Source organism: Methylobacterium sp. NPDC097929, assembly GCF_049543375.1.
GTDB lineage: Bacteria > Pseudomonadota > Alphaproteobacteria > Rhizobiales > Beijerinckiaceae > Methylobacterium.
In genome coordinates this window covers 57,287-78,316 of the sequence record NZ_JBMVEP010000004.1, presented here as the reverse complement: position 1 = coordinate 78,316, position 21,030 = coordinate 57,287, and the positions used below count along the sequence as shown (strand labels likewise).

The window sequence follows — 21,030 nt, the reverse complement described above, 5'->3', positions numbered from 1 at the left end:
ATCTCAGCGAGAGAACAGGGGGCGGGACGATGCGTTCCGGTGGTCGCACCCCCAAGGCGGCCGGCAGCCCCACGATCCAGATTTGGATGGTGGGGCTCACGGGGAATCAGTCACGGCCTCCCGTTCGTGCTCGACGGAGGAATCCCGAGAGTCAGTAGCCGGGACCTCGCGGTTCACTTTGGGAAAAGGCACGCGGACGTTCTCCGAGACATCGACCACCTTCTAAGCCATGACGCAGATTTGCGTCGTGTGGAATTTCAAGAGGTTAGCGAAAAGCATCCGACCGTGACGGGGCGGGACGTGCGCCTCTTCAACATGAACCGGGACGGCTTCGCGCTCCTCGTGATGGGCTGGTCCGGGCCCACCGCATTCACCTTCAAGCTCGCCTATCTCCGTGTCCGTACCGCAAAGCTAATTGACGTCGCCCGCCCGCAATGCTCCGCTTCGACCACCGGGAGGGGCCGCATGGCGTTCAGGGTGTTGGCGCTCGTGGTGGGGGTGTCTGTCAGCCTCTACCGCTACTTCAAGCACCGCGACGAGTGGGGGGCGTGTGCCTTCTATGGCTTCGTTGCGATGTCCGCTGTTCATGCGGTGGCGGGGTTGGGCCAAGACGGCGGCGAGCCGGACTACTCGCTCTACCGGCCGGGCCGCTAACCGCGGAATTGAAGGCGTTCGAGGGTTTGCGTTCGGCGCGCGCAAACCCCGCGGTGGGGTGGACGGCACCTGAGATCGGCTCAATTTTCAGCCGATGTCCGCAAAGGAGGATGGAGCGGATTTGCGTTGTCCGAACGCGAGCCCGGCGGGCCGCTGAAAGGACCACCCATGACCCACGCCCTCTCCGCCGCCCTCGCGGCCACCGCCCCCACCATGTCGAGCCTGGAAATTCACGAGCGGACCGGCAAGGAGCACTTCAACGTGATGCGGGACATACGCAACATGCTGGAAGAGCTGGGTTTTTCGCGCGATGAAATAGCCCTCAAATTTGAAGGCTACTACGTGGCATCGAATGGGAAGCGGAACCCCTGCTTCAACCTCCCCAAGCGGGAGTGCCTCATCCTTGTGTCCGGCTACTCCGTGCCCCTCCGCGCGGCCATCGTGGACCGCTGGGCGGAGCTGGAGGCCCAGGTCGCCACACCTGCGCTCCCGGACTTCACCGACCCTGCCGCCGCCGCACGGGCCTGGGCGGAACGCTTCGAGGGTGAGCGCCTCGCACTGGCCGCTAAGGAGCAAGAGCGGACCCTTCGTATCGCCGCACAGGCGGAGACGGAGGCCCTTAAGCCGGCCGCCGCGGTGGGCATATTCACTAATCCACAAACAACCCGCCAAGACAATGTGACATATAGCGAATTGTCCGCGGCAAAGCTTCGCTGGTAGGACGTATCTGTCCTTCCTGACGAGAACAGCCGGTGCTCTTCCACAGTCGAAAGCTTCCACCCATCATTATTGACGAGTTCACGGCGGCGGTAGCCCAGGAGGCCCTTGAGTGGCACCTCGGTTCTCTCGCTGATGCGGCGCGGAAGGCGCGCGATACTGTGGACAAGCCGGCCTACGTGAAGGCGAAATTCGAGCGCCGCCTCATGCACGGGCTCTGGAGCCAAATCTCCCATCACCTGGAGGAGCTTGGACCGGCCCCGCCTGATGCCGTTGCGGAGCTGAACCTGTGCCTTGATGCGACCCACGCCCGTGTCCCGCGGTCGGCTGCGAACGAGCACATCCTACGGGCAGAGAGGGAGGCCCGTGTGGAGGTGATAGACGAGTGGAAGGTAGAGCAGGCGAGGAAGGTCGAAGCGTCTCGGAGGATGAAGGGCGGGAAGTGGGCGAGGCCCCGCATCACGGTCACTGGCCGGGGCCTGGAGATGCCGGAGGATGGGGAGTTGTGGGGATGAAGCTCAGTTCGCGCCTACGCTCGTCTTGCAGACGATGAGAAACGCTACGTCCGTCGAACGGACTTAGCCCTCCCCGCCGGCAAGCCGATGGTCGCCGGCACTGCCCCTGAGGCGGTCGAAGTAGGATCAACTCCCTGTGCGACAACTTGTCCTTACTACTCAAGTTGCTGTCACCTCTCTAGTAAATATTCCCGCATTAGGGACATTCCCTGTACAGGAACTAAAAACTTCTATTCGTGCATTGCATCTCCATTTTGCTTTGATTATGCAAAAACCGCTAAGCAAGGTGCTCAAGCACTTCGGCGCGGGGAATAAGCGCCACATGGGGCTATACGATGAGACTCGCTGTCGAGATTTTCGGCAAGGGCTTTGATGTGGATGTGAGCGTCGGCTGGGGGCATTTCAGCCTAACTACGGGATACCTGATCGACATTCTTTACAAAGTAGGCGACGGAACCTGCGGGCGGCAGTGGTTTGATTGGGTTTGGCACGAATTCGGCAGCTTAGAGGTATGGCTAGGGCGGCATCACGTCAGCATCGATTGGGGCCCTGCGAACCGACGATACCGGGCCGCGAAGGAGGCGCAGACCAAACCCGAGTCGCTCGACATTCTTGACGGCGCCGGGGAACTTGCCGCGGCGATGCGGGGCCTTCTGATGTTCCGTGAATTGGAGGAGCAGGCCCGCCTAAAGGCAGCTTGAGCAGGACGCGGACGCAATACCCGCCACCCGAAGAAATCCCCGGTCGCGCCTCGTGTGAGGCCGGGGGCGCTATCAAGTTTGGGGCGTTCTGCCATGTCTGCGATTGAGCTGGTCCTCGACCTCCCGTTCCTTGCTGGGGAGATCAACGACGCGCACCGCCAAGTCACCTTCCACGCCCGCGGAATGCTCCTCGAAGCGAAGCGGGCGGGGGACGCTCTCCTGGCCGCGAAGGGCAAGGTGCGCCACGGCGAGTTCAAGGCGTGGGTCGAAGCCAACTGTCGGTGCTCCTACCAAAGCGCGGCGCGTTACATGCAAGTCGCCAAGCGCGGTAAAAATCTCAACCTTGAGACTTTTGACGGCGGGCTCGTCGCCTTCCTCGAAGCCCACGCCAAGCCTCGCCCCACGGCCCCGGTCACGTTCCCTGCACTCGACCCTGAGGACGCGGAGCGGGTCCTCAAGATCAACGGCCGGGCGGAGCGCGGCGTGGGCGCCGAGACGGCGGTTGCGTCTGCCAAGCTGGCCTCCATCGCGGAGGACCGCGGGATGACCGTGGAGGCCCTTCTGGAGCGGTCGAAGGCCATGTGCCCGGACCGCGCGAAGAGCGCCGGACAGGCCGCCAGCGACGCGCTTGAGGAAGCCATGAGAGCTGCGGACGCTCGGTTGGCTGAGTGTGAAGCCCGGATCGAGAGAATCGTTCAGCGGCGGGCGGAGCTGACCGCGGAATTTACACGGATGACGAAGGCCGAGCTTCTTTCAACCGCCGTGGAACTGACACTCATCGTCGAGGGCGTCTGAATACCCGCCACCCATACGGCGCCCTATTAGGCGCCACCCGAGGAAAAGGGCCGCGTCCTCTTCCGCCCCCGTACCTATCGTTTTCCTCAAATGTAGCGCTGCCGGCCACGTTCGGCGGCTCGCTCAACCCTCTCCCCGAGCATAAGCCGCGGTCCTCCTACTGAGCGCGCGCGGGTCTCTCCGGGCCGCCCATCACCATCATCACGACCCTCTCAATCACCTGGACGGGGCCCCTTCGCGGGGGCTCCGCCCATCCCTTACGCATGGAATGAACCGATGACCGAAGAGACCCCGCGAGAGATCACCGTCACGTTCGCCGGGAAGACCCAGGGAAACCCAGGACCGGGAACCTGGACGGCCCATCAATGGGAGCCGGCAACGGACAAACAGCGCACGTTGCGAGGCAGAGCGGAAGGCACCACCAACACGCGGATGGAGCTGATGGCCGCTTTGAAGGGGCTCCTCCACGTGGAGGCCGGGGCCTGCCTCACGATGATCGGCAGCGAGTACGTGGTCCGCAGTATGAACGAGTGGCTTCCCGGCTGGCAGGCGAACCGCTGGCGTAAGGCGGGCGGCAAGCGCGTCGAGAACGTGGACCTTTGGCAGGCGCTTGTTGAGGCGGTGAAGAAGCACCGGAAGGTGACTTGGAGGACGGCTTAGGAACGGGAAGAAAAGGAGGAGGTTATTGTGCCATCGGCGCACCAAACGTCAGGCGCCAACCCCCAACTCCTCACCAATCCACCCACCCAGCGGACAATCAGACGGCTCAAAAAGGTTTTTGAGGATAATTCGCGCTGCGATTTTCATATCCTGGCGCCGTGTATTATCATATTTAAGGCGTATCGGATTTCAAGATTGAGACGTCATGGATCGAATCGTGACTGAGACATGGAAGTGGGCAGATTATATCGCCGCGTCTAATGTGCTGATAGCTACGGTTGCGGCAGCTCTTGCGCTGGCGGCGCCGTATCTTGGTTGGCGCTTGGCAAGACGAAGCCAGCTTGAGGATCAAAAGCGACAAACCAAACTTAATATATTCGGGCTTCTGGTCGAAAATAGAAACTTGTTTCACTCCCGTGAAACGATTAGGGCCCTCAACGCCATTGATGTTGCCTTCCACGACAACGAGGAAATCAGGCAGATCTGGCGAGAGTACCACGGTATGATTTCAAAACCTGCATTCTTCGACACGTCTATAGGAAATGAGTTGAGGAGCCAGAAGTTGATTGATTTACAAGCGGCGATTGCAAGAGACTTGGGGTACTCCGTCGATAGGTTTGATATTGAGCGTGTCTACTCACCTGATTGGCTGGTTGAAGAACAAGAGGTCGCCATTCTTGAGAGACAGGTGAAGCTCAGGGATCTTAGAAATGCGACCGCTGAGAGAGGTGCGGCTTCAGGCAAGATAGGCACAGGGCCGGTCAGCGCGCCAATACCGCAAGATGTTAGTGGAAGATATATCATGCGCTCTGTCGATGAACACAAAGATACGGGGTTTGTCCTATTTGAACTGATTGATGGTACGATACGGGGATGTGATTTATTCGGAAATATTTATAAGGGGGTATATGCAGTCCTTGAGGGTCGCCTTCGCGCTGAAGCTAAAATTATTTCATCAAGTGAAGAAAGTGTCACTTCTGAATACCTTTCGCGACCTGTCAATGACACCCCGATATTCATGGATTTGCCTTTGGATTTTGCTGGAGGACGAGTTCATCAAATGATAATATTTGGCAGAACAATAATTGCCACTTTTGTAAAGCTGAGCTAGAAGCGTTCTAACCTATGTCGTGCAGAGACCGTTCTTCCCGAGTAATGTGATATTGTTAGGTGAGAAACTGTAGCGGATCGCGCTCGATGAAGCTGCCTCGCGTGCCTTGACCGAACCCTCCCGCCTGCTACGTGTTCTCCCTTCGTTCTAGTTGGGGGACACGAAGGGTATGCGCCAAGACGCTCTTCCGAACGCGCCGTTGCCTGCCCCTCGTAGTGGCGCCGTTGAGGACATCGCACGGGCCTACCTCGTGACCGCTCACGGTGACGCTGAGGCCGCTCTCTACGCCGCCATCGCGGACGCCCTTGCCGACCTCTGCGAAGCTGAACGCCGCACGCTACGCCAGGACAGGCTCATCTCCCGTGGCTACGTGCGGGCGGCCCTTCACGACGCCGTGCGGTAGCATCGTCATGCGCCCGCCCATCCGACCTGACGTCCCCTGCCTCGCGGCCTATCCCTACGTCATCGTGCGCGTGGCGTGCCCGCATTGTCCGAACCGCACGGGCAGCTATCGGCTCGCCCGGCTGGCCGCTCGGCTTGGCCCTGAGACCCCGCTGGAGGACGTGCTTCGGCGCATCGCTTTCGATTGTCCGTGGCTCGATGAGCGCCACCCCAGGGCCAAGAGCCAGTACGTCCCGAAGTGCAAGGCGCACTTCCCCGACCTCGAAGCTGCCAGCCCGCAGCCCCCGGACATGCCGCCTGGGCTGATGAAGCTCCGGATGGTCCAGGGAGGGAAGGCGTAGCTGTGCCGAAAACTCCGCCGCCCTCAGAGCGCCTTCCGCTTGGCCGTCGTCCTGCGCCGCCGGGTTCTCCGCTTCGGCTTGCTCAGCGTGCCCGGAGCGGGCTTCAACATCTCCGTGAGCGCCGCACGTTGCTGGCGACGCATCGCGTTGGCCCCGTGACCTCACCACCGCCTGAGCGTCCCGTTGACGGACGTAAGCCGTAGGCTGAGTGCGGGGTTCTTCATGGTGCGACCTCCGGGGGATCAACGGGGCCTGCGGAAATCAGTTCACCAACCTCAAAACCTCCGACAGGTGGTCGATGCTGGGCCCTGGGTTCGAGGCGGCCCCTTCCGGCCACTGAGCGCTGCCCCGGAACCACGCCGTCTTCATGCCAACTGCGTGAGCGCCGAGAACGTCAGCGACGGGGTTGTCACCAACGAACAGGCATCGCGATGTCTCCGTCTGGCAGACCTTCGCCGCCCGGAGGAAGAGCGCCGCGTCAGGCTTCCGTAGCCCCTCTCGCTCCGAGATGAGGACGGCATCAACCAGCCGGTCGAGTTCGAGCGCTTCGATGTGCCTCGATTGAAACGCCGTCTCACCATTCGTCACGATGCCGAGCGAGAGCCCCCAAGCCCTCAGCGCTGTTAGAGCCTCTGCCATCCCGTCGAAGGGCTGGGCGAACCGAGAACAGCGTGCGCGATAATCAGCCAGGAGCGCTTCGGCATGTGCGGCCCACCCGCCGAACTCACTAAGGATGGCCGGGTAGACGACCGACTTGTGAACGTGCCCCCGTCGATCCAGCACGAGAAAGCGAGCGCACCACTCGTCACGCTGAACGTCACCCAGGTGTCCCGCGTACCGCTCGAACTGGTCCCGAAGAAACGCTTTCAGAGAGTTGGTTCGATCCAGCAGCGTTTCGTCCAGATCGAAGAGAACGGCGTCAATCACGGCCTCGAAGTCCCCCACGCGGCTCATGCCGGCCAACTCAAAGCGTATGTCCGCATACCTCACACGACCATCGAGCTAGCCTCATGTGCAACCTCTACAGCCTGAACCGACCCCAGGACGAAATCCGGCGCTGGTTCGATGTGAGCCACGACAGCGCCGGCAACCTCCCTCCCAAGCCCGGTATCTTCCCCGACCAGATGGCTCCCGTGGTCCTGGCCGGGAAGGAGGGCCGTGAACTGACGATGATGCGGTGGGGCATCCCTGGGCCGAAGGCGTACGGGGAGCACCCCGTGACCAACGTCCGCAACGTGAAGAGCCCGCACTGGCGCCCGTGGCTCAAGCCTGAGTTCCGCTGCCTCGTGCCCGTCTCATCGTTCAGCGAGTACGCCGATACGAAGCCTCGCAAGACCCCCGTCTGGTTCGCCCTGGACGATGACCGGCCGCTGTTCGCCTTCGCGGGCATCTGGCGCCCCTGGACGGGTGTGAGGGGGACCAAGAAGGAGAACCCTGACAGGGTCGAGGAGGAGCACCGGCTGTTCTCCTTCCTCACCACGGAGGCCAACGGCGTGGTCGGCCCCGTGCATCCGAAGGCAATGCCCGTCCTACTCACGACGAAGGAGGAGTGCGGAGCGTGGCTTGAGGCGCCCACGGAAGAGGCGCTGAGGCTGCAACGTCCGCTTGCTGATGGGCTCATGAAGGAGGTGGCGAGAGGCGAGCGTCACGATGGGGAGGATTAGAGGCACAGTAACAAAGGTGGATGGTAATTTTGGTGCTTCCCTGGAAAAGACGCTTAGGAATGCCCCGTTGGAGGCAGTTTGTCCGATGCAGCTCGAAGCGCAGCGAAGCCTGCAACTGTCCTCATGCGGGCAATGGTTTGATACAAATTGTATATATTGAGCGGTCCTACCAGAACCTGCTCCGGCCCGAGTGCTATGATACTAGTTTCATCAACAGCGGCGTCAAACTCTGCATGGAGATGAAGAGTGGGTCGCAGGTTTTTTTTGCCTGGAATTTGATGTGAGTCAAATCCATGCTCATTCACATCGCGAACCGCAATAACCGGCTCTAGAACTTGCTCAAACTCCTTGCGCAGTTCTCGTGGTAATTTTAAGACGCTCTTGCCATGCTTGTAAATGCGGTAGGCGCGCGCGGCATTGAATAGGAAGGTTTTAGTAAGGGACCGCACAATCGTGCCCTGTACAAAGACAGCGGATGGCGTAGTCCCGGCGATTGTTACTTCATGAGAGAGGATGGCTTGTAAGGCTTCGAATTCCTGACAAGCACCCTCAATCATCAACGCAAAATTTTTCGCAATGCGTGCTGCTCTCTGATCCACATCATCGTCTGCCTGCTGCTTGGGGGACATGCTGGGGGGCGTCGTGGGGGACACTTTCGCCCTTGCCTCACCTAAGTAGCTGAGAAGTAACGGATTTCATCTAGAGCAAATAGCTGGCGGAGGGAGCGGGATTCGAACCCGCGATACCGTTTCCGGTATACACACTTTCCAGGCGTGCGCCTTCAACCACTCGGCCACCCCTCCGGGACCAGCCGGGGACGACGCGGGCGCTTGGGGCGCGGGGCGTGGTCGCGTGCGGCAGGTGGCGGGTCTGTAGCCGGGGCTTCGGCTTCTGGCAAGGCGCAGTTTGCCGAAGTTTGCACGGCTTGCAGCGCCGCCCGGTGGGGCCGGGCGGCGCTGCGGCGTCAGGCGATGCGGCGAGACCGCTCGGTGGTCGTCGGTGCGGGAGCAGCCGGGGCGTTGGCGGGCGCCGGCGTCGGCGCGACGGTGGGCGTGCCGGCGCCGGTTTCGAGGAAACCCGGCGTCGACGGCGCGGGGCTGTCGCTCGTGACCGGGGCGGGCATGGTCTCGATCCGGGCCGGAACCGCCGGTTCCGGCGTGGCCGGGGCGGCGACCTCGTCCTCGTCCGGTCCCGCCAGGATCTCGGGCGGGGTCTTCCAGACGAAGGCGTCGAGGCGGCCGCTGACCGGCGAGACGGGCGCCCACCGCTCAGAGATCACGCCGTCGGCGACCCAGGCCGGATCGCGCGGGGCGCGGGCGGCGCGGGAGAGCCATTCGCGGGCGCGTCCGCTGTCGGGGCCGTGCTCGGCGGTCTCGATCCGCGCCATCATGCGGCAGACGCGGGCAGTGGGACGGTCGTCGAGCAACGGTGCCAGCGCCTCCCGGGCGCGTCCGAACTCCTTGGCCTCGGCCGCCGCCTGGGCGATGACGAGACGCGATTCGGGGTCCCAGGACGAGATCTTGGCCAGCGTCTCGGCGCGAACCATCCGGTCGCGGGCGGAATCACCGCTGCGCAGGTTGAGATAGACCTTGGCCAGTTCCGGGTGCGGCGTCGTCTTCCAAGCGGCCTCGATGATCTTGGCGGCCTTGCGCAGGTCGTTGCGCCGGGCGAGCAGGCGGCCGGCGATGACCGCGGCCGGCACCAGTTCGGGGGCGAGCTTGACGGCCTTGAGTGCCTGCTCGGTGGCCGTCTCCGGCTCGCCGGCCTCGCGGCTCTGCGCGGCGGCGGTCAGCAGCACCGCCCGCTGGCGGCGAGCGGCGTTCTTGTCCATCAGGCCGAGCGCCGCGCGCCGCTCCACCGTCTCCTGCGCCGACGTCCACTCGCCGTCGGCGCACTGGGCCTCCAGCACCGCCTCGTTGGCCCAGGTGACGCTGGGCGCGAGCCGGGCGGCCTCGGTGGCGTAGGCGCGGGCAGCGCCGTCGTCCTCGCGGCGGCGAGCCTCCACGAACAGGCCGCGCAGGCCCAGCACCCGCGTCTCGGGATCGTCGGCCATGCGCTTGAAGGCCTGCTCGGCCGCGTCGCGGTCACCCGAAATCTGGGCGGCCTGGGCCTTGAGGAGCAGGGTCAGCGGCTGGCTGCCGAGCAGGCGCTCGGCATCGCCCGCGTGGCGGCGGGCGGCGAGCGGATCGCCGGAGCCGACCGCGATCATGCCCCGCGAGAGCGAGGCCAGACCCTTGTTGCGGCGGCGCTCGCGGGTGGAGCGGCTGATGCTGGCCGGCAGGCCGATCACGCCGGTCACGATCGCCCAGATCAGGCCGATGACGATCGCGGCCACCAGCACGCCGGTGAGCGCGATGGCGAGGCTCATGCCGATCTCGTAGCCGTTCCAGACGACGGTCACGGAGCCCGGATGGTCGGCGATCCACACCGCGGCGTAGGCCGCGACGGCGAGGAGGGCCAGGAAGACGAGGGCGCGCCACATGGGTCAGGGCCTCCTTGGAAGCACGGGGAGCGGGCGCTCGCGGCCCGGGCAGAGTGGGATGAGGGAAAGCCGCGGCGGGCGCGGCCTGAGGGTCGAGGGCATGCCGGGACGCCCGTCAGCGCGCGGGGGGCAGGCCGGTGAAGGCATCCGCCAGCAAGGCCTGCGCGGCGCGGCCGGCCTCGGCCCGGGCCGTGAGCCGCGCGCCGAAATCCCCGCCCTGGGCCTGTGCCTCCTGCGGCAGGTCCGCGTAGGCCTTGGCCGCCTCGGCGAGGTCGCCGCGGTCGAGCGCCGCCTGCACCTGCGCCGTCGAGCCGGTGCCCGCCTGCGCCGTCCCGCCGCCCACGGCCGGGGCGTCGGCCCGCTTCACCTGCACCAGGGAGCTTGCCATGTTCATCAGCCGGTCGCCGACGCTGCCGGACTCGGCCACCTGCTTGGCCTGGGCCGCGCGCTTGGCCTCGGCGATCTTGTCGGCGATGCCGCGGAACTCCGCCGCAAGGCGCGCGGCGGTCGGGGCGCCCTTGTCGGCGAAGGGGGTGAGCGCGTCGAGGCGCTTGGAATCGGGCGCCTCGAGGGTGCGCAGGCTGGCGAGCGCCTCCGGATAGGGCTGGCCGGCCTCCAGGGCGCTGACGATCCGGTCGGCGGAGACGATCCGCAGGGTGGATTGCACCGTGGCCTGCTTGGCGCTCTGATCGAGCGCCTTGTCGAGGCTGGCGATCCGGTCGGCCTGCTCCTGCAGCCGGCGCTCGACGCCGCGCACGGCCTCGTCCGCCCGGCCCTGGGCGGCCTCCGTCGCCTGCTTGCTGGCCTGGGTCGCCTCCTGCACCGCCTGGCTCGCGGCGGCGACGCGGCCCTCCAGCGTCTTCTGCACCTCGTCGAGGCGCTTGGCCAAGGCGGCCTCGGCCTCCTGATCGGCCTTGCTGCGGGACTCGACCTCGCCCTGGAGCGCGGCGAGCTTGCCCGAGAGATCCGGTGCCGCCGCCTTCGCCCCGTTCGCTTCGAGCGTCTTGATCCGCTCGTCGAGGGCGGCGAGCGCCGCCGGATCGGTGCCGGGCACCGTCTTCACCTCGGCGTTGCCGTCGCGGCCCGGCTCCTCCTGAAGCGCCGAGACGCGCTGGTCGAGGGCATCGAGGCGGGCGACGAGATCGGCGGGCGGCGCCGCAGCCGCGGGAGCCGAGCCGTCGGCGGCCGGGGCGGCGGGGGCCGCGCCCGCCTTCTGCAGGGCCTCGTCGGCCCGGGCGGTCGCCGCCTTGGCGGCGGCCTCGGCCCGGCCTACGGACTCGGGCAGCGCCTTCAGCGCCTGCTCGTTGGCGGCGAGGCGCTTGTCGAGCGCGCCGAGCGCGTCCTTCGTCGCGAGGCCCGCCACGGTCCGGTCGAGGGCAGCCAGCCGCGGGTCGGCTCCGCGCTGGTAGGTGGTGACGCCGTAGAGCAGGCCGGCCCCGATGAGGCCGCCGAGCAGTCCCGAGGCGGCCACGGTGCCGAAGCCCGCACCTCCGCGGGCCGGTGCGGCCGCCTTCGGCGCTGCCGTCGTCGCGCCCGGCGCCCCCGGGGTGGCCTTCGCGGCCTCGGGCTTCGTGTCGGGCTTCGCCGTCTCCCCGGCGTCGGACAGGCGCTTTGCCTTGAGGTCGAGGATCGGGCCGTCGGTCAGCGAGGCGGTTTCCGTCACCCGCGTCGTCCCCGGCGCGGCACCCGGCTTGGCCTCGGGCTTCCCGTCCGACTTCGGGTCGGCCTTGGGATCGGTCTTGGGGTCGGTCTTGGAATCGGCCCCGGGATCGGTTTTGGCGGCCTCGGAGGCCCGGGGCTCGGACTTCAGCGCGCTGCTGCCGACGGCGCCGGCCTTGGCAGGAGCCTCGGGCTTCGCCTCGTTCGCCTTGGGGTCGCCGGGCTTGCTCCCCGCGCTGCCCGGCGGGATGGCGCTGCTGCCGGTCGCGGCCGGCTTCAGGGGGGCGCTGCCCGGCAAAGGCGCAGTGCCCGAGACGGGTGCGGAGGAGGAGCCTGAGGACGGCTTGCCGGGCCCGGAGGTCGGGCCGGACGCGGAGGGAATGGCGCTGCTGCCGGTTGGGCCCGGCTTTGCCGGCGAATCCGTCCTGGCCTGCGGGTTGGCGTCCTGCGGCCGGCCGGCGGTGCCGGGCGCGTTCCCTCCGGGGAGGGCGCTGCTGCCGGTCGGACCGGGCTTCACCGGCTCGGACTTGGCGGGCTCGGACTTGGCGGGCTCGGACTTGACCGGCTCAGGCTTGCTCGAATCGGGTTTGGGGGCGGACGGCGACGGGCCGGACGGCGTCGCACTCGCCTTCGGATCGGACGTGCCGGACTGCGCCCTGCTCAGGTCTTTGGATTGATCCCTGGCCTGATCCTTGGCCGGCCCCTTGGCCTGCTCCGTAGGCTTGGCACCGTCCCTGGTGCCGTCCTTGGGTGAAGTCACGGGCGTTCGCTCCATTCAGCCGCCGCACCGGCGCAACACTTCCCATAGAAGAGCCGACCGGTGCCGTCATCCGTCGGAACCGACCCGCGATTCCGGCTTTCAACACGTCGCACGCCCGCGCGGCCCGATCCCGTGAGGGAACGGTCGCTCAGATCGGCGCCCCGAGACCGGCGAGGAGAGCCTCCTCGGTCGGTCGCGCCGCCACAAAATGGGCCGCGAAGCCGAACTCGACCAGTCCCGCGGCCACGTCGGCGGACAGGCAGTAATGCGCCAGCGCGCGAAACGCTCCGCTCAAACCGGCCGCCGCGCTCAAGGCGGCGGCGGTTTCGGCGCTGCGGCGGGAGTAATGCAGGGCCCCCGAGAGCGGCGGGCCGCCATCCGTCCCGCCGAGCGCCCGCGCCGCCGGCTCGGGGAGCGCATCGAGCGCCTGGGCGGCGTAGGCGTTCCAGGCTGTGACGCGGTAGCCCGCCCCCTCCAGGCTCGCCGCGGGCTCGGCCTTGCGGTCCTCTCCGGCGGCGTGGAGCAGGGTGCAGCCCGGTCGCAGGTGGTGCGCGACGAGGCGGGCCAGGGCGGCGGCGTCCCCGTCCGCGCAATGCACGCCGGCGAGGCCCGCGGCCCGGGCCTTCTCCGCGGTGCGCGCGCCGACGGTAAAGACCGGGAGACCGGTGAATCCGGCCGCGGCCAGCGGCCCGGCGGCGTTGGCACTGGTGAGAATCAGGCCGTCGAACGGGCCGGCGGGCGGCGGCGCGTCCGTGGGCGCGATGCGCAGCACCGGGGCCACGAGCCCGCGATGGCCGAGCGTGGCGAGCCGTTCGGCCGTGCGCTGCGCTCCCGGTTCGGGCCGCGACACCCAGATCCGCATCAGCTTGGCCCCCATTCCCGGCTTCGCCCTCGGCCCCGTCCACAGGTGCGGGCCCTCGGCGGCCTTCCCTGTTTCGTCCCAGGCTTTCGTCGTAGATGATGCGGGCGCGGCGCGCTTGCGCCCCGCACCCGATGGAGTAGGCGCACCGGCCCCCGGTGCGCAACGGTGCCTGGACCCCCGCGTGACGCCCATGAAGATTCTCGGCATCGAGACGACCTGCGACGAGACCGCCGCTGCCGTGGTGACGCTCGACGACGGCGAGCGCGGGAAGATCCTCGCCAACGAGGTGCTGAGCCAGATCGCCGAGCACGCGGCCTATGGCGGCGTCGTGCCCGAGATCGCCGCCCGCGCCCATGTCGAGGTGCTCGACCGGCTGATCGCCCGGGCTCTTCAGCGGGCGGGGACGACGCTCCCCGAGATCGACGGGATCGCGGTGGCGGCCGGTCCGGGCCTGATCGGCGGCGTGCTGATCGGCCTCGTTACGGCCAAGACCCTCTCCCTCGTGGCGCGCAAGCCCCTGCTCGCGGTCAACCACTTGGAAGCCCACGCGCTGACCCCGCGCCTCACGGATGGGCTCGCCTTCCCCTACCTGCTGCTGCTGGCCTCAGGCGGCCACACCCAGCTCGTCGCGGTCAAGGGCGTGGGCGATTACGTCCGGCTCGGCACGACCATCGACGACGCCATCGGCGAAGCCTTCGACAAGGTCGCCAAGCTCCTGGGGCTCGGCTATCCCGGCGGTCCCGAGGTGGAGCGGCAGGCGCAGAAGGGCGACCCGGAGCGCTTCGCGCTGCCCCGTCCGATGCTGGGACGCCGGGAGGCGAACTTTTCCCTGTCGGGCCTGAAGACCGCCCTGCGCATCGAGGCCGAGCGGCTGGAGCCCCTGGCCTCGCAGGACGTGGCCGATCTCTGCGCCGGCTTCCAGGCGGCGGTGGTGGACGTGGTGGTGGACCGGGTGCGCGTGGGCCTGCGCGCCTTCTCGGCCATCGCCGGCCATCCGACGGCGCTGGTGGCGGCGGGCGGAGTGGCGGCCAACGGCGCGATCCGGCGGGCGCTGGCCGCGCAGGCCGGCGAGGTGGGCTTGAGCTTCGTGGCGCCGCCGCTGCCGCTGTGCGGCGACAACGGGGCGATGATCGCCTGGGCCGGGCTGGAGCGCCTGCGCCTCGGCCTCGTGGACGATCTCACCGTGCCGGCCCGCGCCCGCTGGCCCTTCGCCGAGGCCGCGCCGACGGCCTGACGCAAGCGGGTGCGCCGAACGCCTTTTCGCGCGTTCGGCTCCGGATGCGGCGCGGTGTCAGGCGATCGCCCGGGCGGTGGCGGTGACCTTCTGGACGGAGAGATCGACCTCGTTGGCCGCCTGCGCGATGCCGTCGGCGTTGAGGCGGACGGCCTCGACGCTGCGCGCGGCGGTCTGCATGTTGTTCGAGATCTCCTGCGTGACCGCCGCCTGCTCCGTCACGGCGGAGGAGACGCTCATCGAGATCTCGCTCAGGTTCGTGATGGTCGAGACGATCGCCCGGATCGCCTCCACGGCCTTGGCCGAGGAATCCTGCACCGCCGCGATCTGATGGCCGATATCCTCCGTGGCGCGGGAGGACTGGCTGGCCAGCGCCTTCACCTCGGTGGCGACGACCGCGAAGCCGCGTCCCGCGGCGCCGGCACGCGCCGCCTCAATGGTCGCGTTCAGCGCCAGCAGGTTGGTTTGGTCGGCGATCGAGCGAATGACCGACACCACTTCGCCGATGCGCTCGGCCGCGGAGGTCAGGCCCGCCACGATGCCGCCGGCCTCCTCCGCCCGGGCCACGGCCGCGTCGGAGGCGGATTTCGCCTGGGTGGCATGGCGGCTCAGTTCGGTGATCGAGGCTGCGAATTCCTCGGTCCCGGCCGCGACCGCCTGGACGTTGTCGGAGGTGAGCGCCACTGCCGCCGCCGTCTCGTTGGCCTGCCGGCTCACGTCCGACATGGCGCCGGTGATGATGTCGAGATCGGCCTCGATGGAGCGCTGGCCCTCGCTGCGACGCAGGCGGTCGGCGACGGCCTGCGTCACGTCGCTGGCGAACTTCACCACCGCGTAGGGGCGCCCCTCGCTGTCGAAGACCGGGTTGTAGGAGCCGTAGATCCAGGTCTCCCGGCCCCCCTTGCCGAGCCGCCGGAACTCGCCCGACTGGAAGGTCCCCGCCGCGAGCGACTTCCAGAACTCGGCATAGGCGGGCCGCCGCGCGTCCTCCGGATCGACGAACAGGCTGTGGTGCCGGCCGCGGACTTCATCGAGCCGGTAGCCCATCACCTCCAGAAAGTTCTCGTTGGCGTCGGTGATCGTGCCGTCGAGCTTGAAGTGGATCACCGCCTGGGAGCGGTTGATCGCGGCGATCTGACCCTCGTAGGCGATGTTCCGCTGGGTCTGCTCGGTGATGTCGGTGACGATGGCCACGACCTTGCTAGGCCGCCCGCTCGCATCGAGGGTCGGGCTGAAGGCGCCCTGCATCCGGATGTCCCGGTCCCCTTTGCCGAGACACCGGAAGACTCCGGCCTGCTCGTTGCCCGATGCGAGCGACTTCCAGAAGTCGGCATAGGCCGGAGCCCGCGCCTCGTCCGGGCCGACGAGCAGGCTGTGATGCCGGCCGCGGATCTCGTCGAGGCGGTAGCCCGTCATCTGCAGGAAGTTCTCGTTGGCCTCGGTGATCGTGCCGTCGAGATCGAAATGGATCATCGCCTGCGAGCGGTTGATCGTCGTGAAATGGCCCTCGTAGCGTTCGTTGCGCCGGGCCTGCTCGGTGACGTCGGTGGCGAGGGTGACGACCTTGTAGGGCCGCCCGCGCCGGTCGAGAACCGGATTGTAGGCGCCCTGGACGTAGACCGAGCGGTCGTTCTTGCCGACCCAGCGGAACGTGCCCGACTGGAATTCGCCGCGGCGCAACGTCTCCCAGACCGTTCTGTACTGGGCGCTCTCACGCTCGTCCGAGGGCACGAGCACCGCGTGCGAGCGGCCGCGCAGGTCGTCCAGCGTGTAGCCCAGCAGTCCCAGGACGGTCGCGTTTGCGTTCGTGATGGTGCCGTCCAGGGCGAATTCGATACGTCCCTGCGAGCGGTCGATGGCTTCGAGAACCGATTCCGATTCGGAGCGAAACAGCGTCACGGTATCCACTCTCATTCACGAGAAGTTGCAATTGCCTTCAGCTTGCCAGCAAAATCTTGAACTTATGTTAATATCGAGTGCCATTTTAGCCGTCTCGGCAGAAGCCTGTAGTCACGTGCGAAGAGGGATCGTTAGTCCGAGTTCGTATGCCGCATTTTAGTGATTTTGAGCCTATTGTTTCATTGATCCCGAGCTTCAGAATTGCCGCATCTCCGCTGTTTGGAAGAAGAGTATTGGCTATTTTGTGCATATTGCGGTGCATCATGATTTGATGCTCGCGAAAAGTTCAAGGATCCCGGTCCGGTCTTGAAGACACTGCGCCGGTCTTCCGGTCTCCTGTCGACGTGAAGCCTCGGAGCCCAGATGGGGCGGCTCTCCTCTCCGCGTTCGAACACCCGCCGGGCATGGCGACCGAGTGCGGCCCGCCCGAAGGCCGCGGTGCGGGCGCCGGCTTGCGCGGGAGGCCGCCTGCGCGCGATGTGCGTCAGGTTTCGACGGAGGCGGTGATGAGCGCAGGAACGAGCGGGCAGGACGGCGCCGTCGCGGTGGTCGGCGGCGGATCCTGGGGCACGGCGCTCGCCAACGCCGCGGCCGGTGCGGGGCGGAGCGTCACGCTCTGGACGCGCGATCCGGCGGCCGCCGCGCGGATGGAGACGGAGCGGGTCAACGAGCGCTACCTTCCGGGCGTCGGCCTGCATCCGCAGGTGCGGGTGACGGCCGAGCCCGGGGCGCTGGGACAGTCCGGGACCGTCCTCTTGGTGGTGCCGGCCCAGACCCAGCGCGGCGTGCTGAGCGCCCTCGCGCCGTCGTTCGCGCCCGGCGCGGCGGTGGTCCTGTGCGCCAAGGGAATCGAGCGGGGCAGCGACAGCTTCATGAGCGCGGTGGCCGCGGAGTGCCTGCCGGCCGGCACGCCGGTGGCGGTGCTGTCGGGGCCGAGCTTCGCCGCCGACGTCGCGCGCGGCCTTCCCACGGCCGTTACGCTCGCCGCGGTGGACGGAGCGCGGGCGGCGCGACTGGCGGGGCTGCTCTCGGGACCGGCCTTCCGGCTCTACCACACCGACGACGTGCGCGGCGTCGAGATCGGCGGGGCGGGCAAGAACGTGCTCGCCATCGCCTCGGGCATCGTCTCGGGCCGGGGCCTCGGCGAGAGTGCGCGGGCCGCCCTGATCGCCCGCGCCTTCGCCGAACTGATGCGCTTTTCCCGCGCCTATGGCGGCCGGGCGGAGACGCTGATGGGCCTCTCGGGCCTCGGCGACCTCGTTCTCACCGCCTCCTCCTCGCAGTCGCGCAACTTCGCCTTCGGCGAGCGTCTGGGCGGCGGCGCGACGCCGGAGCAGGCCTCGGGCGGCAAGCTTGCGGAGGGCGCCTTCACCGCCGCCGCCCTGGTCGACCTCGCCAAGGCGCGGGCGGTCGAGATGCCCGTGGCCGAGGCCGTCGCCGCGGTGATCGCCGGCGACCTCACGGTCGATGGCGCGATGGCCCGCCTGCTCTCCCGGCCGCTCAAGGGCGAGGTCGACTGACCCCGCCCTTCAAGCTCGGCCGGATTTTGGATAAGCGGGGGCGTTGCATCGACGGAGCCGCCCCGCGCCATGGCCTACTGGCTGTTCAAGTCCGAACCCTCGACCTGGTCCTGGGACCAGCAGGTCGCGGCGGGGGAGGGGGGCACCTTCTGGAACGGCGTGCGCAACCACCTCGCCAAGAAGCAGATGCAGGCGATGCAGGTCGGCGAGCGCGGCTTCTTCTACCATTCCAACGAGGGCAAGGCCGTCGTCGGCATCGTCGAGGTCATCCGACCCTATTATCCCGATCACACCGACGAGAGCGGACGCTTCGGCATGGTCGACGTGCGGGCGGTGGCCGCCATGCCGCGCCCGGTCGCCCTCGACGCGATCAAGGCGGAGCCGGCGCTCACCGACATGGCCCTGGTGACGAATTCGCGCCTCTCGGTGCAGCCGGTCATGCCCGCCGAGTGGGCCCGGGTCTGCGCCATGGGAGGCTACGAGGAGCGCTGAGGGACGGGGACCGCGCGATCGTCGATCGGCCGGTTCACGGATCCGCGGGCGGGCCGTCCGGCCTCGGCCGGCGCGATCATCCGCTTGAGCCGGGTGCGGACGAGGGGTTCGACCCGGCGTGAGACGAGCAGGGCGGCCGCGACCGCGGTCGCGAACCCGCCCGCGAGGCAGAGCGCCGGCGGCAGGCCGAGGCCGTGCAGCAGCCGCATCGCCAGGGCGCCGATGAAGGTGTGCAGCAGGTAGAGCGGGTAAGTGGCGAGACCGAGATGGCGGACCCTCGCGGCGAGCGCGGGGAGGGCATCGGTCAGCGCGACGTTCGCTCGGATCGAGAGGCAGAACAGGCTCAGGAACACGGCGTAGAGCAGCCAGGCCGTCGTGGGATCGCGGTCGAGGCCGAGCGAGGCTCCGGCGAACCCGGCATCGTAGCGGATCTGCAGCAGACCGCCGACGGTGCAGGCGGCGATGCCGAGGAGGCGCATGCGCGTGAAGCCCCGGCTCGCGCCGCTCCACATCAGCACGCCGAGCGCGAAGTGGCAGCCGTGGGTGATCAGGATGAGCTTGGCGATGCGCGTGCTGATGATCCGGCCGAGATCGGGCCAGAGCGACATCGCGGCCAGGCACCACATCAGCGTGCTCGCGAGCCCGACCGCCAGGACGACCGATTCCAGCCGGTCGAACCGCCGCAGGGCGAGCAGCGCGAAGACGAGGCCGTAGAAGATGATCTCGATGCCCAGCGTCCAGTAGACCCCGTCGATCCAGCGGGGCACCGGAAACAGAACCAGGGTCCGGGCATACCAAGCCAGGAGGACGGTGACCGGCTCCGGCATGAAGATCAGGGCGAGCGCGAAGGACAGCGTCGCACAGAACCAGATGCCGGGCATCAGGCGCAGGACGCGGTTGACGAGGAAGCGCGAGGCGCTGGCCTGAGACGCGGAATAGGCGATGACGTAGCCCGATATGACGAAGAACATCTGCACGCCGATCCAGCCCTGACTGCTGAGCGGCAGCAGGGCCGGGAAGGGGATCGGGGTCCCGACGAGTTCGGCCGCTTCGCTCGATGGATCGAGCCACGCGGTGCAGGCCAAGTGGAACACCATGACGAGCGCTGCGGCGCCGAAGCGCAGCAGGTCGAGGCCGATCAGGGGGCGGGACGCCTGGGTCTGTGCCGGAGGTCCGGCATGCAGCGAAACGGGTGACATGAGGGGGACCGGCTGCCGCAGAATCGCAGGACGAGCATTCGGCAAGGAAATGCTTGGCGATGCCGTCGTCAGGGATACCGCGGTCGGTCGCAATCGGATGAGAGTACTGAGTCTGCCCGGTCATCCGCGGCGGCGTGCCGAATCGTCCCGCTTCGCGCCATGCGGGGCGGGAGCGGCACAAAAGGCGCTCGCGCGAACGTGAAGCGGGGTCGCTTGTGCGGAGCCGCGCTCAGGCGCTGCCCTCCCGCGCCTCGAACAGCCGGAGACGATCGAGATGGCACCGCGCGAACCCCTGCTCACTCCCGTGCCGATCGCGGACCTGCGTCCGACCCAGGTGACGGTGGGCTACCGCGAAGTCGAGGAGAAGCGCCGCCGCTGGCGCGGGCACGATGCCGACACGAGGGCCGCCTTCCTCGGCACCCACATGATCCCGGTGCTGCTCGGCCCCAAGAAGCGGCACTACGTCATCGACCACCACCATCTCGCCCGCGCGCTCCAGGAGGAGGGCGTCGAGAGCGTGCTGGTGACCGTGGTGGCCGATCTGCACAAGCTCGACAAGGACGCCTTCTGGACGGTGGCCGACCACAAGTCCTGGGTTCATCCCTACAATGCGGAGGGCGTGCGGGTCGGCTTCGACGCCGTGCCGAAGCGGATCGAGGATCTCGCCGACGATCCCTTCCGCAGCCTCGCGGGCGAACTGCGCCGGGCGGGGGGCTTTGCCAAGGACACCACGCCCTTCAGCGAGTTCCTCTGGGCCGACTTCCTGCGGCGCAACCTCAAGCGCAAGTCGGTCGCGCGCGACTTCACCCAGAGCCTGGAGGGCGCCCTGCGCCTCGCGAAGTCGCCCGAGGCCGGCTACCTGCCCGGCTGGTGCGGCCCGATCGAGAACTGACCGAGCGCGGCCGCCGCGGCCGCGAGGCCGAGGGCGGCCGCGATCAGCGCGTTCCAGCCGGCGAGCGAGATCCCGAGGAAGCGCCACGCGGCGGCCGTGCAATCGACCGGCCGCACGCTGTCCAGGCTCTTCAGGAAGTCGCCGACATCCGCCGGCCCCGCGCCCGAGCCGCCGCCGCAATCGCTCGGGCCCGGCCAGAAGCCCCATTCGGCCCCCGCGTGGTAGGCGCCGAGTCCCGCCCCGTAGAGCAGCACCAGGGCGACGAGTCCGAGCACGAAGCGGGCGGGCCGGGACGGCAGCAGGGCCGCGACGAGCGCGAGCGGCGCTGCGAGGTAGTAGGGCACCCGCTCGGTCAGGCACAGCTTGCACGGCACGTAGCCGAGGCCGTGCTCGAACACGAGCGCGCCGCCCACCGTCAGCGCCGCGCCGAGCGCCACGGCCAGCGCCACCGTCCGGACGGTGAGCATGCGG

Annotated in this window: 21 protein-coding genes and 1 tRNA gene; 13 read left to right on the top strand and 9 right to left on the bottom strand. The window is 67.7% G+C overall.

Going from position 1 to position 21,030, the window contains the following annotated elements:
• Positions 1-39: 39 nt before the first annotated feature.
• From ACPCJR_RS12850 to ACPCJR_RS12815, 8 genes are all read left to right on the top strand, one after another.
• Complete coding sequence (locus tag ACPCJR_RS12850; protein ID WP_391512440.1) at positions 40-654, top strand: Rha family transcriptional regulator; 615 nt, start codon at positions 40-42, stop codon at positions 652-654.
• Between the two features lie 168 nt (positions 655-822).
• Positions 823-1,374: a Rha family transcriptional regulator gene (locus ACPCJR_RS12845; RefSeq protein WP_391512439.1), complete on the top strand. Its 552-nt coding sequence runs from the start codon at positions 823-825 to the stop codon at positions 1,372-1,374.
• A gap of 32 nt (positions 1,375-1,406) precedes the next feature.
• Positions 1,407-1,886, top strand: coding sequence for a hypothetical protein (locus ACPCJR_RS12840; RefSeq protein WP_391512438.1), 480 nt, complete (start codon positions 1,407-1,409; stop codon positions 1,884-1,886).
• Positions 1,887-2,221: 335 nt separating this feature from the next.
• On the top strand, positions 2,222-2,587 hold the full coding sequence (locus tag ACPCJR_RS12835; RefSeq protein ID WP_391512437.1) for a hypothetical protein: 366 nt from the start codon (positions 2,222-2,224) through the stop codon (positions 2,585-2,587).
• A gap of 93 nt (positions 2,588-2,680) precedes the next feature.
• Positions 2,681-3,382 (top strand): DUF3102 domain-containing protein, encoded by a 702-nt coding sequence (locus ACPCJR_RS12830; protein ID WP_391512436.1) that lies wholly within the window; start codon positions 2,681-2,683, stop codon positions 3,380-3,382.
• Positions 3,383-3,658: 276 nt separating this feature from the next.
• Entirely contained in the window at positions 3,659-4,042 is a 384-nt protein-coding gene (locus ACPCJR_RS12825) for an RNase H family protein (RefSeq protein ID WP_391512435.1), read from the top strand.
• 217 nt (positions 4,043-4,259) lie between these two features.
• Positions 4,260-5,153, top strand: coding sequence for a DUF6680 family protein (locus ACPCJR_RS12820; protein ID WP_391512434.1), 894 nt, complete (start codon positions 4,260-4,262; stop codon positions 5,151-5,153).
• Between the two features lie 410 nt (positions 5,154-5,563).
• Complete coding sequence (locus ACPCJR_RS12815; protein ID WP_391512433.1) at positions 5,564-5,896, top strand: hypothetical protein; 333 nt, start codon at positions 5,564-5,566, stop codon at positions 5,894-5,896.
• Between the two features lie 261 nt (positions 5,897-6,157).
• On the opposite strand, the gene ACPCJR_RS12810 is transcribed toward ACPCJR_RS12815, so the two are convergent.
• A complete protein-coding gene (locus ACPCJR_RS12810; RefSeq protein ID WP_391512432.1) occupies positions 6,158-6,886 on the bottom strand; it encodes an HAD family hydrolase in 729 nt (242 codons plus the stop codon).
• Between the two features lie 20 nt (positions 6,887-6,906).
• Between ACPCJR_RS12810 and ACPCJR_RS12805 the strand changes: the two genes are divergently transcribed.
• A complete protein-coding gene (locus ACPCJR_RS12805) occupies positions 6,907-7,560 on the top strand; it encodes an SOS response-associated peptidase (RefSeq protein WP_391512431.1) in 654 nt (217 codons plus the stop codon).
• 53 nt (positions 7,561-7,613) lie between these two features.
• Here the strand turns inward: ACPCJR_RS12805 and ACPCJR_RS12800 are convergent, their stop codons facing one another.
• The 5 genes from ACPCJR_RS12800 to ACPCJR_RS12780 form a co-directional block, all read right to left on the bottom strand.
• The gene (locus tag ACPCJR_RS12800) at positions 7,614-8,189 is read right to left on the bottom strand and encodes a hypothetical protein (RefSeq protein ID WP_391512430.1); all 576 of its coding nucleotides are present in this window, start codon (positions 8,187-8,189) and stop codon (positions 7,614-7,616) included.
• Between the two features lie 84 nt (positions 8,190-8,273).
• Positions 8,274-8,363 (bottom strand) — tRNA-Ser (locus ACPCJR_RS12795).
• Positions 8,364-8,524: 161 nt separating this feature from the next.
• Positions 8,525-10,042, bottom strand: a complete 1,518-nt coding sequence (locus tag ACPCJR_RS12790) for a heme biosynthesis protein HemY (protein WP_391512429.1) — start codon at positions 10,040-10,042, stop codon at positions 8,525-8,527.
• A gap of 115 nt (positions 10,043-10,157) precedes the next feature.
• Positions 10,158-12,461 carry a hypothetical protein gene (locus ACPCJR_RS12785; RefSeq protein WP_391512428.1) on the bottom strand — a complete coding sequence of 768 codons (2,304 nt, stop codon included), beginning with the start codon at positions 12,459-12,461 and terminating at the stop codon, positions 10,158-10,160.
• Positions 12,462-12,609: 148 nt separating this feature from the next.
• The gene (locus ACPCJR_RS12780; protein WP_391512690.1) at positions 12,610-13,323 is read right to left on the bottom strand and encodes a uroporphyrinogen-III synthase; all 714 of its coding nucleotides are present in this window, start codon (positions 13,321-13,323) and stop codon (positions 12,610-12,612) included.
• Between the two features lie 190 nt (positions 13,324-13,513).
• Here ACPCJR_RS12780 and tsaD point away from each other — a divergent pair, with 190 nt between their 5' ends.
• A complete protein-coding gene (gene tsaD, locus ACPCJR_RS12775) occupies positions 13,514-14,557 on the top strand; it encodes a tRNA (adenosine(37)-N6)-threonylcarbamoyltransferase complex transferase subunit TsaD (protein ID WP_391512688.1) in 1,044 nt (347 codons plus the stop codon).
• Positions 14,558-14,614: 57 nt separating this feature from the next.
• Here tsaD and ACPCJR_RS12770 read toward each other — a convergent pair whose 3' ends face one another.
• The gene (locus ACPCJR_RS12770) at positions 14,615-16,456 is read right to left on the bottom strand and encodes a methyl-accepting chemotaxis protein (protein WP_391512427.1); all 1,842 of its coding nucleotides are present in this window, start codon (positions 16,454-16,456) and stop codon (positions 14,615-14,617) included.
• Between the two features lie 506 nt (positions 16,457-16,962).
• Between ACPCJR_RS12770 and ACPCJR_RS12765 the strand changes: the two genes are divergently transcribed.
• Both ACPCJR_RS12765 and ACPCJR_RS12760 read left to right on the top strand, forming a co-directional pair.
• Positions 16,963-17,976, top strand: coding sequence for an NAD(P)H-dependent glycerol-3-phosphate dehydrogenase (locus ACPCJR_RS12765; RefSeq protein ID WP_391512426.1), 1,014 nt, complete (start codon positions 16,963-16,965; stop codon positions 17,974-17,976).
• A gap of 69 nt (positions 17,977-18,045) precedes the next feature.
• The gene (locus ACPCJR_RS12760) at positions 18,046-18,468 is read left to right on the top strand and encodes an EVE domain-containing protein (RefSeq protein WP_391512425.1); all 423 of its coding nucleotides are present in this window, start codon (positions 18,046-18,048) and stop codon (positions 18,466-18,468) included.
• On the opposite strand, the gene ACPCJR_RS12755 is transcribed toward ACPCJR_RS12760, so the two are convergent.
• Positions 18,453-19,667, bottom strand: a complete 1,215-nt coding sequence (locus ACPCJR_RS12755; protein ID WP_391512424.1) for an acyltransferase family protein — start codon at positions 19,665-19,667, stop codon at positions 18,453-18,455. The genes ACPCJR_RS12760 and ACPCJR_RS12755 overlap by 16 nt on opposite strands.
• Before the next feature lie 274 nt (positions 19,668-19,941).
• Here ACPCJR_RS12755 and ACPCJR_RS12750 point away from each other — a divergent pair, with 274 nt between their 5' ends.
• On the top strand, positions 19,942-20,559 hold the full coding sequence (locus ACPCJR_RS12750) for a ParB-like protein (protein WP_391512423.1): 618 nt from the start codon (positions 19,942-19,944) through the stop codon (positions 20,557-20,559).
• Here the strand turns inward: ACPCJR_RS12750 and ACPCJR_RS12745 are convergent.
• Positions 20,523-21,026: a disulfide bond formation protein B gene (locus ACPCJR_RS12745; RefSeq protein WP_391512686.1), complete on the bottom strand. Its 504-nt coding sequence runs from the start codon at positions 21,024-21,026 to the stop codon at positions 20,523-20,525. The two genes, ACPCJR_RS12750 and ACPCJR_RS12745, sit on opposite strands and share 37 nt — an antisense overlap.
• Between the last annotated feature and the right edge of the window lie 4 nt (positions 21,027-21,030).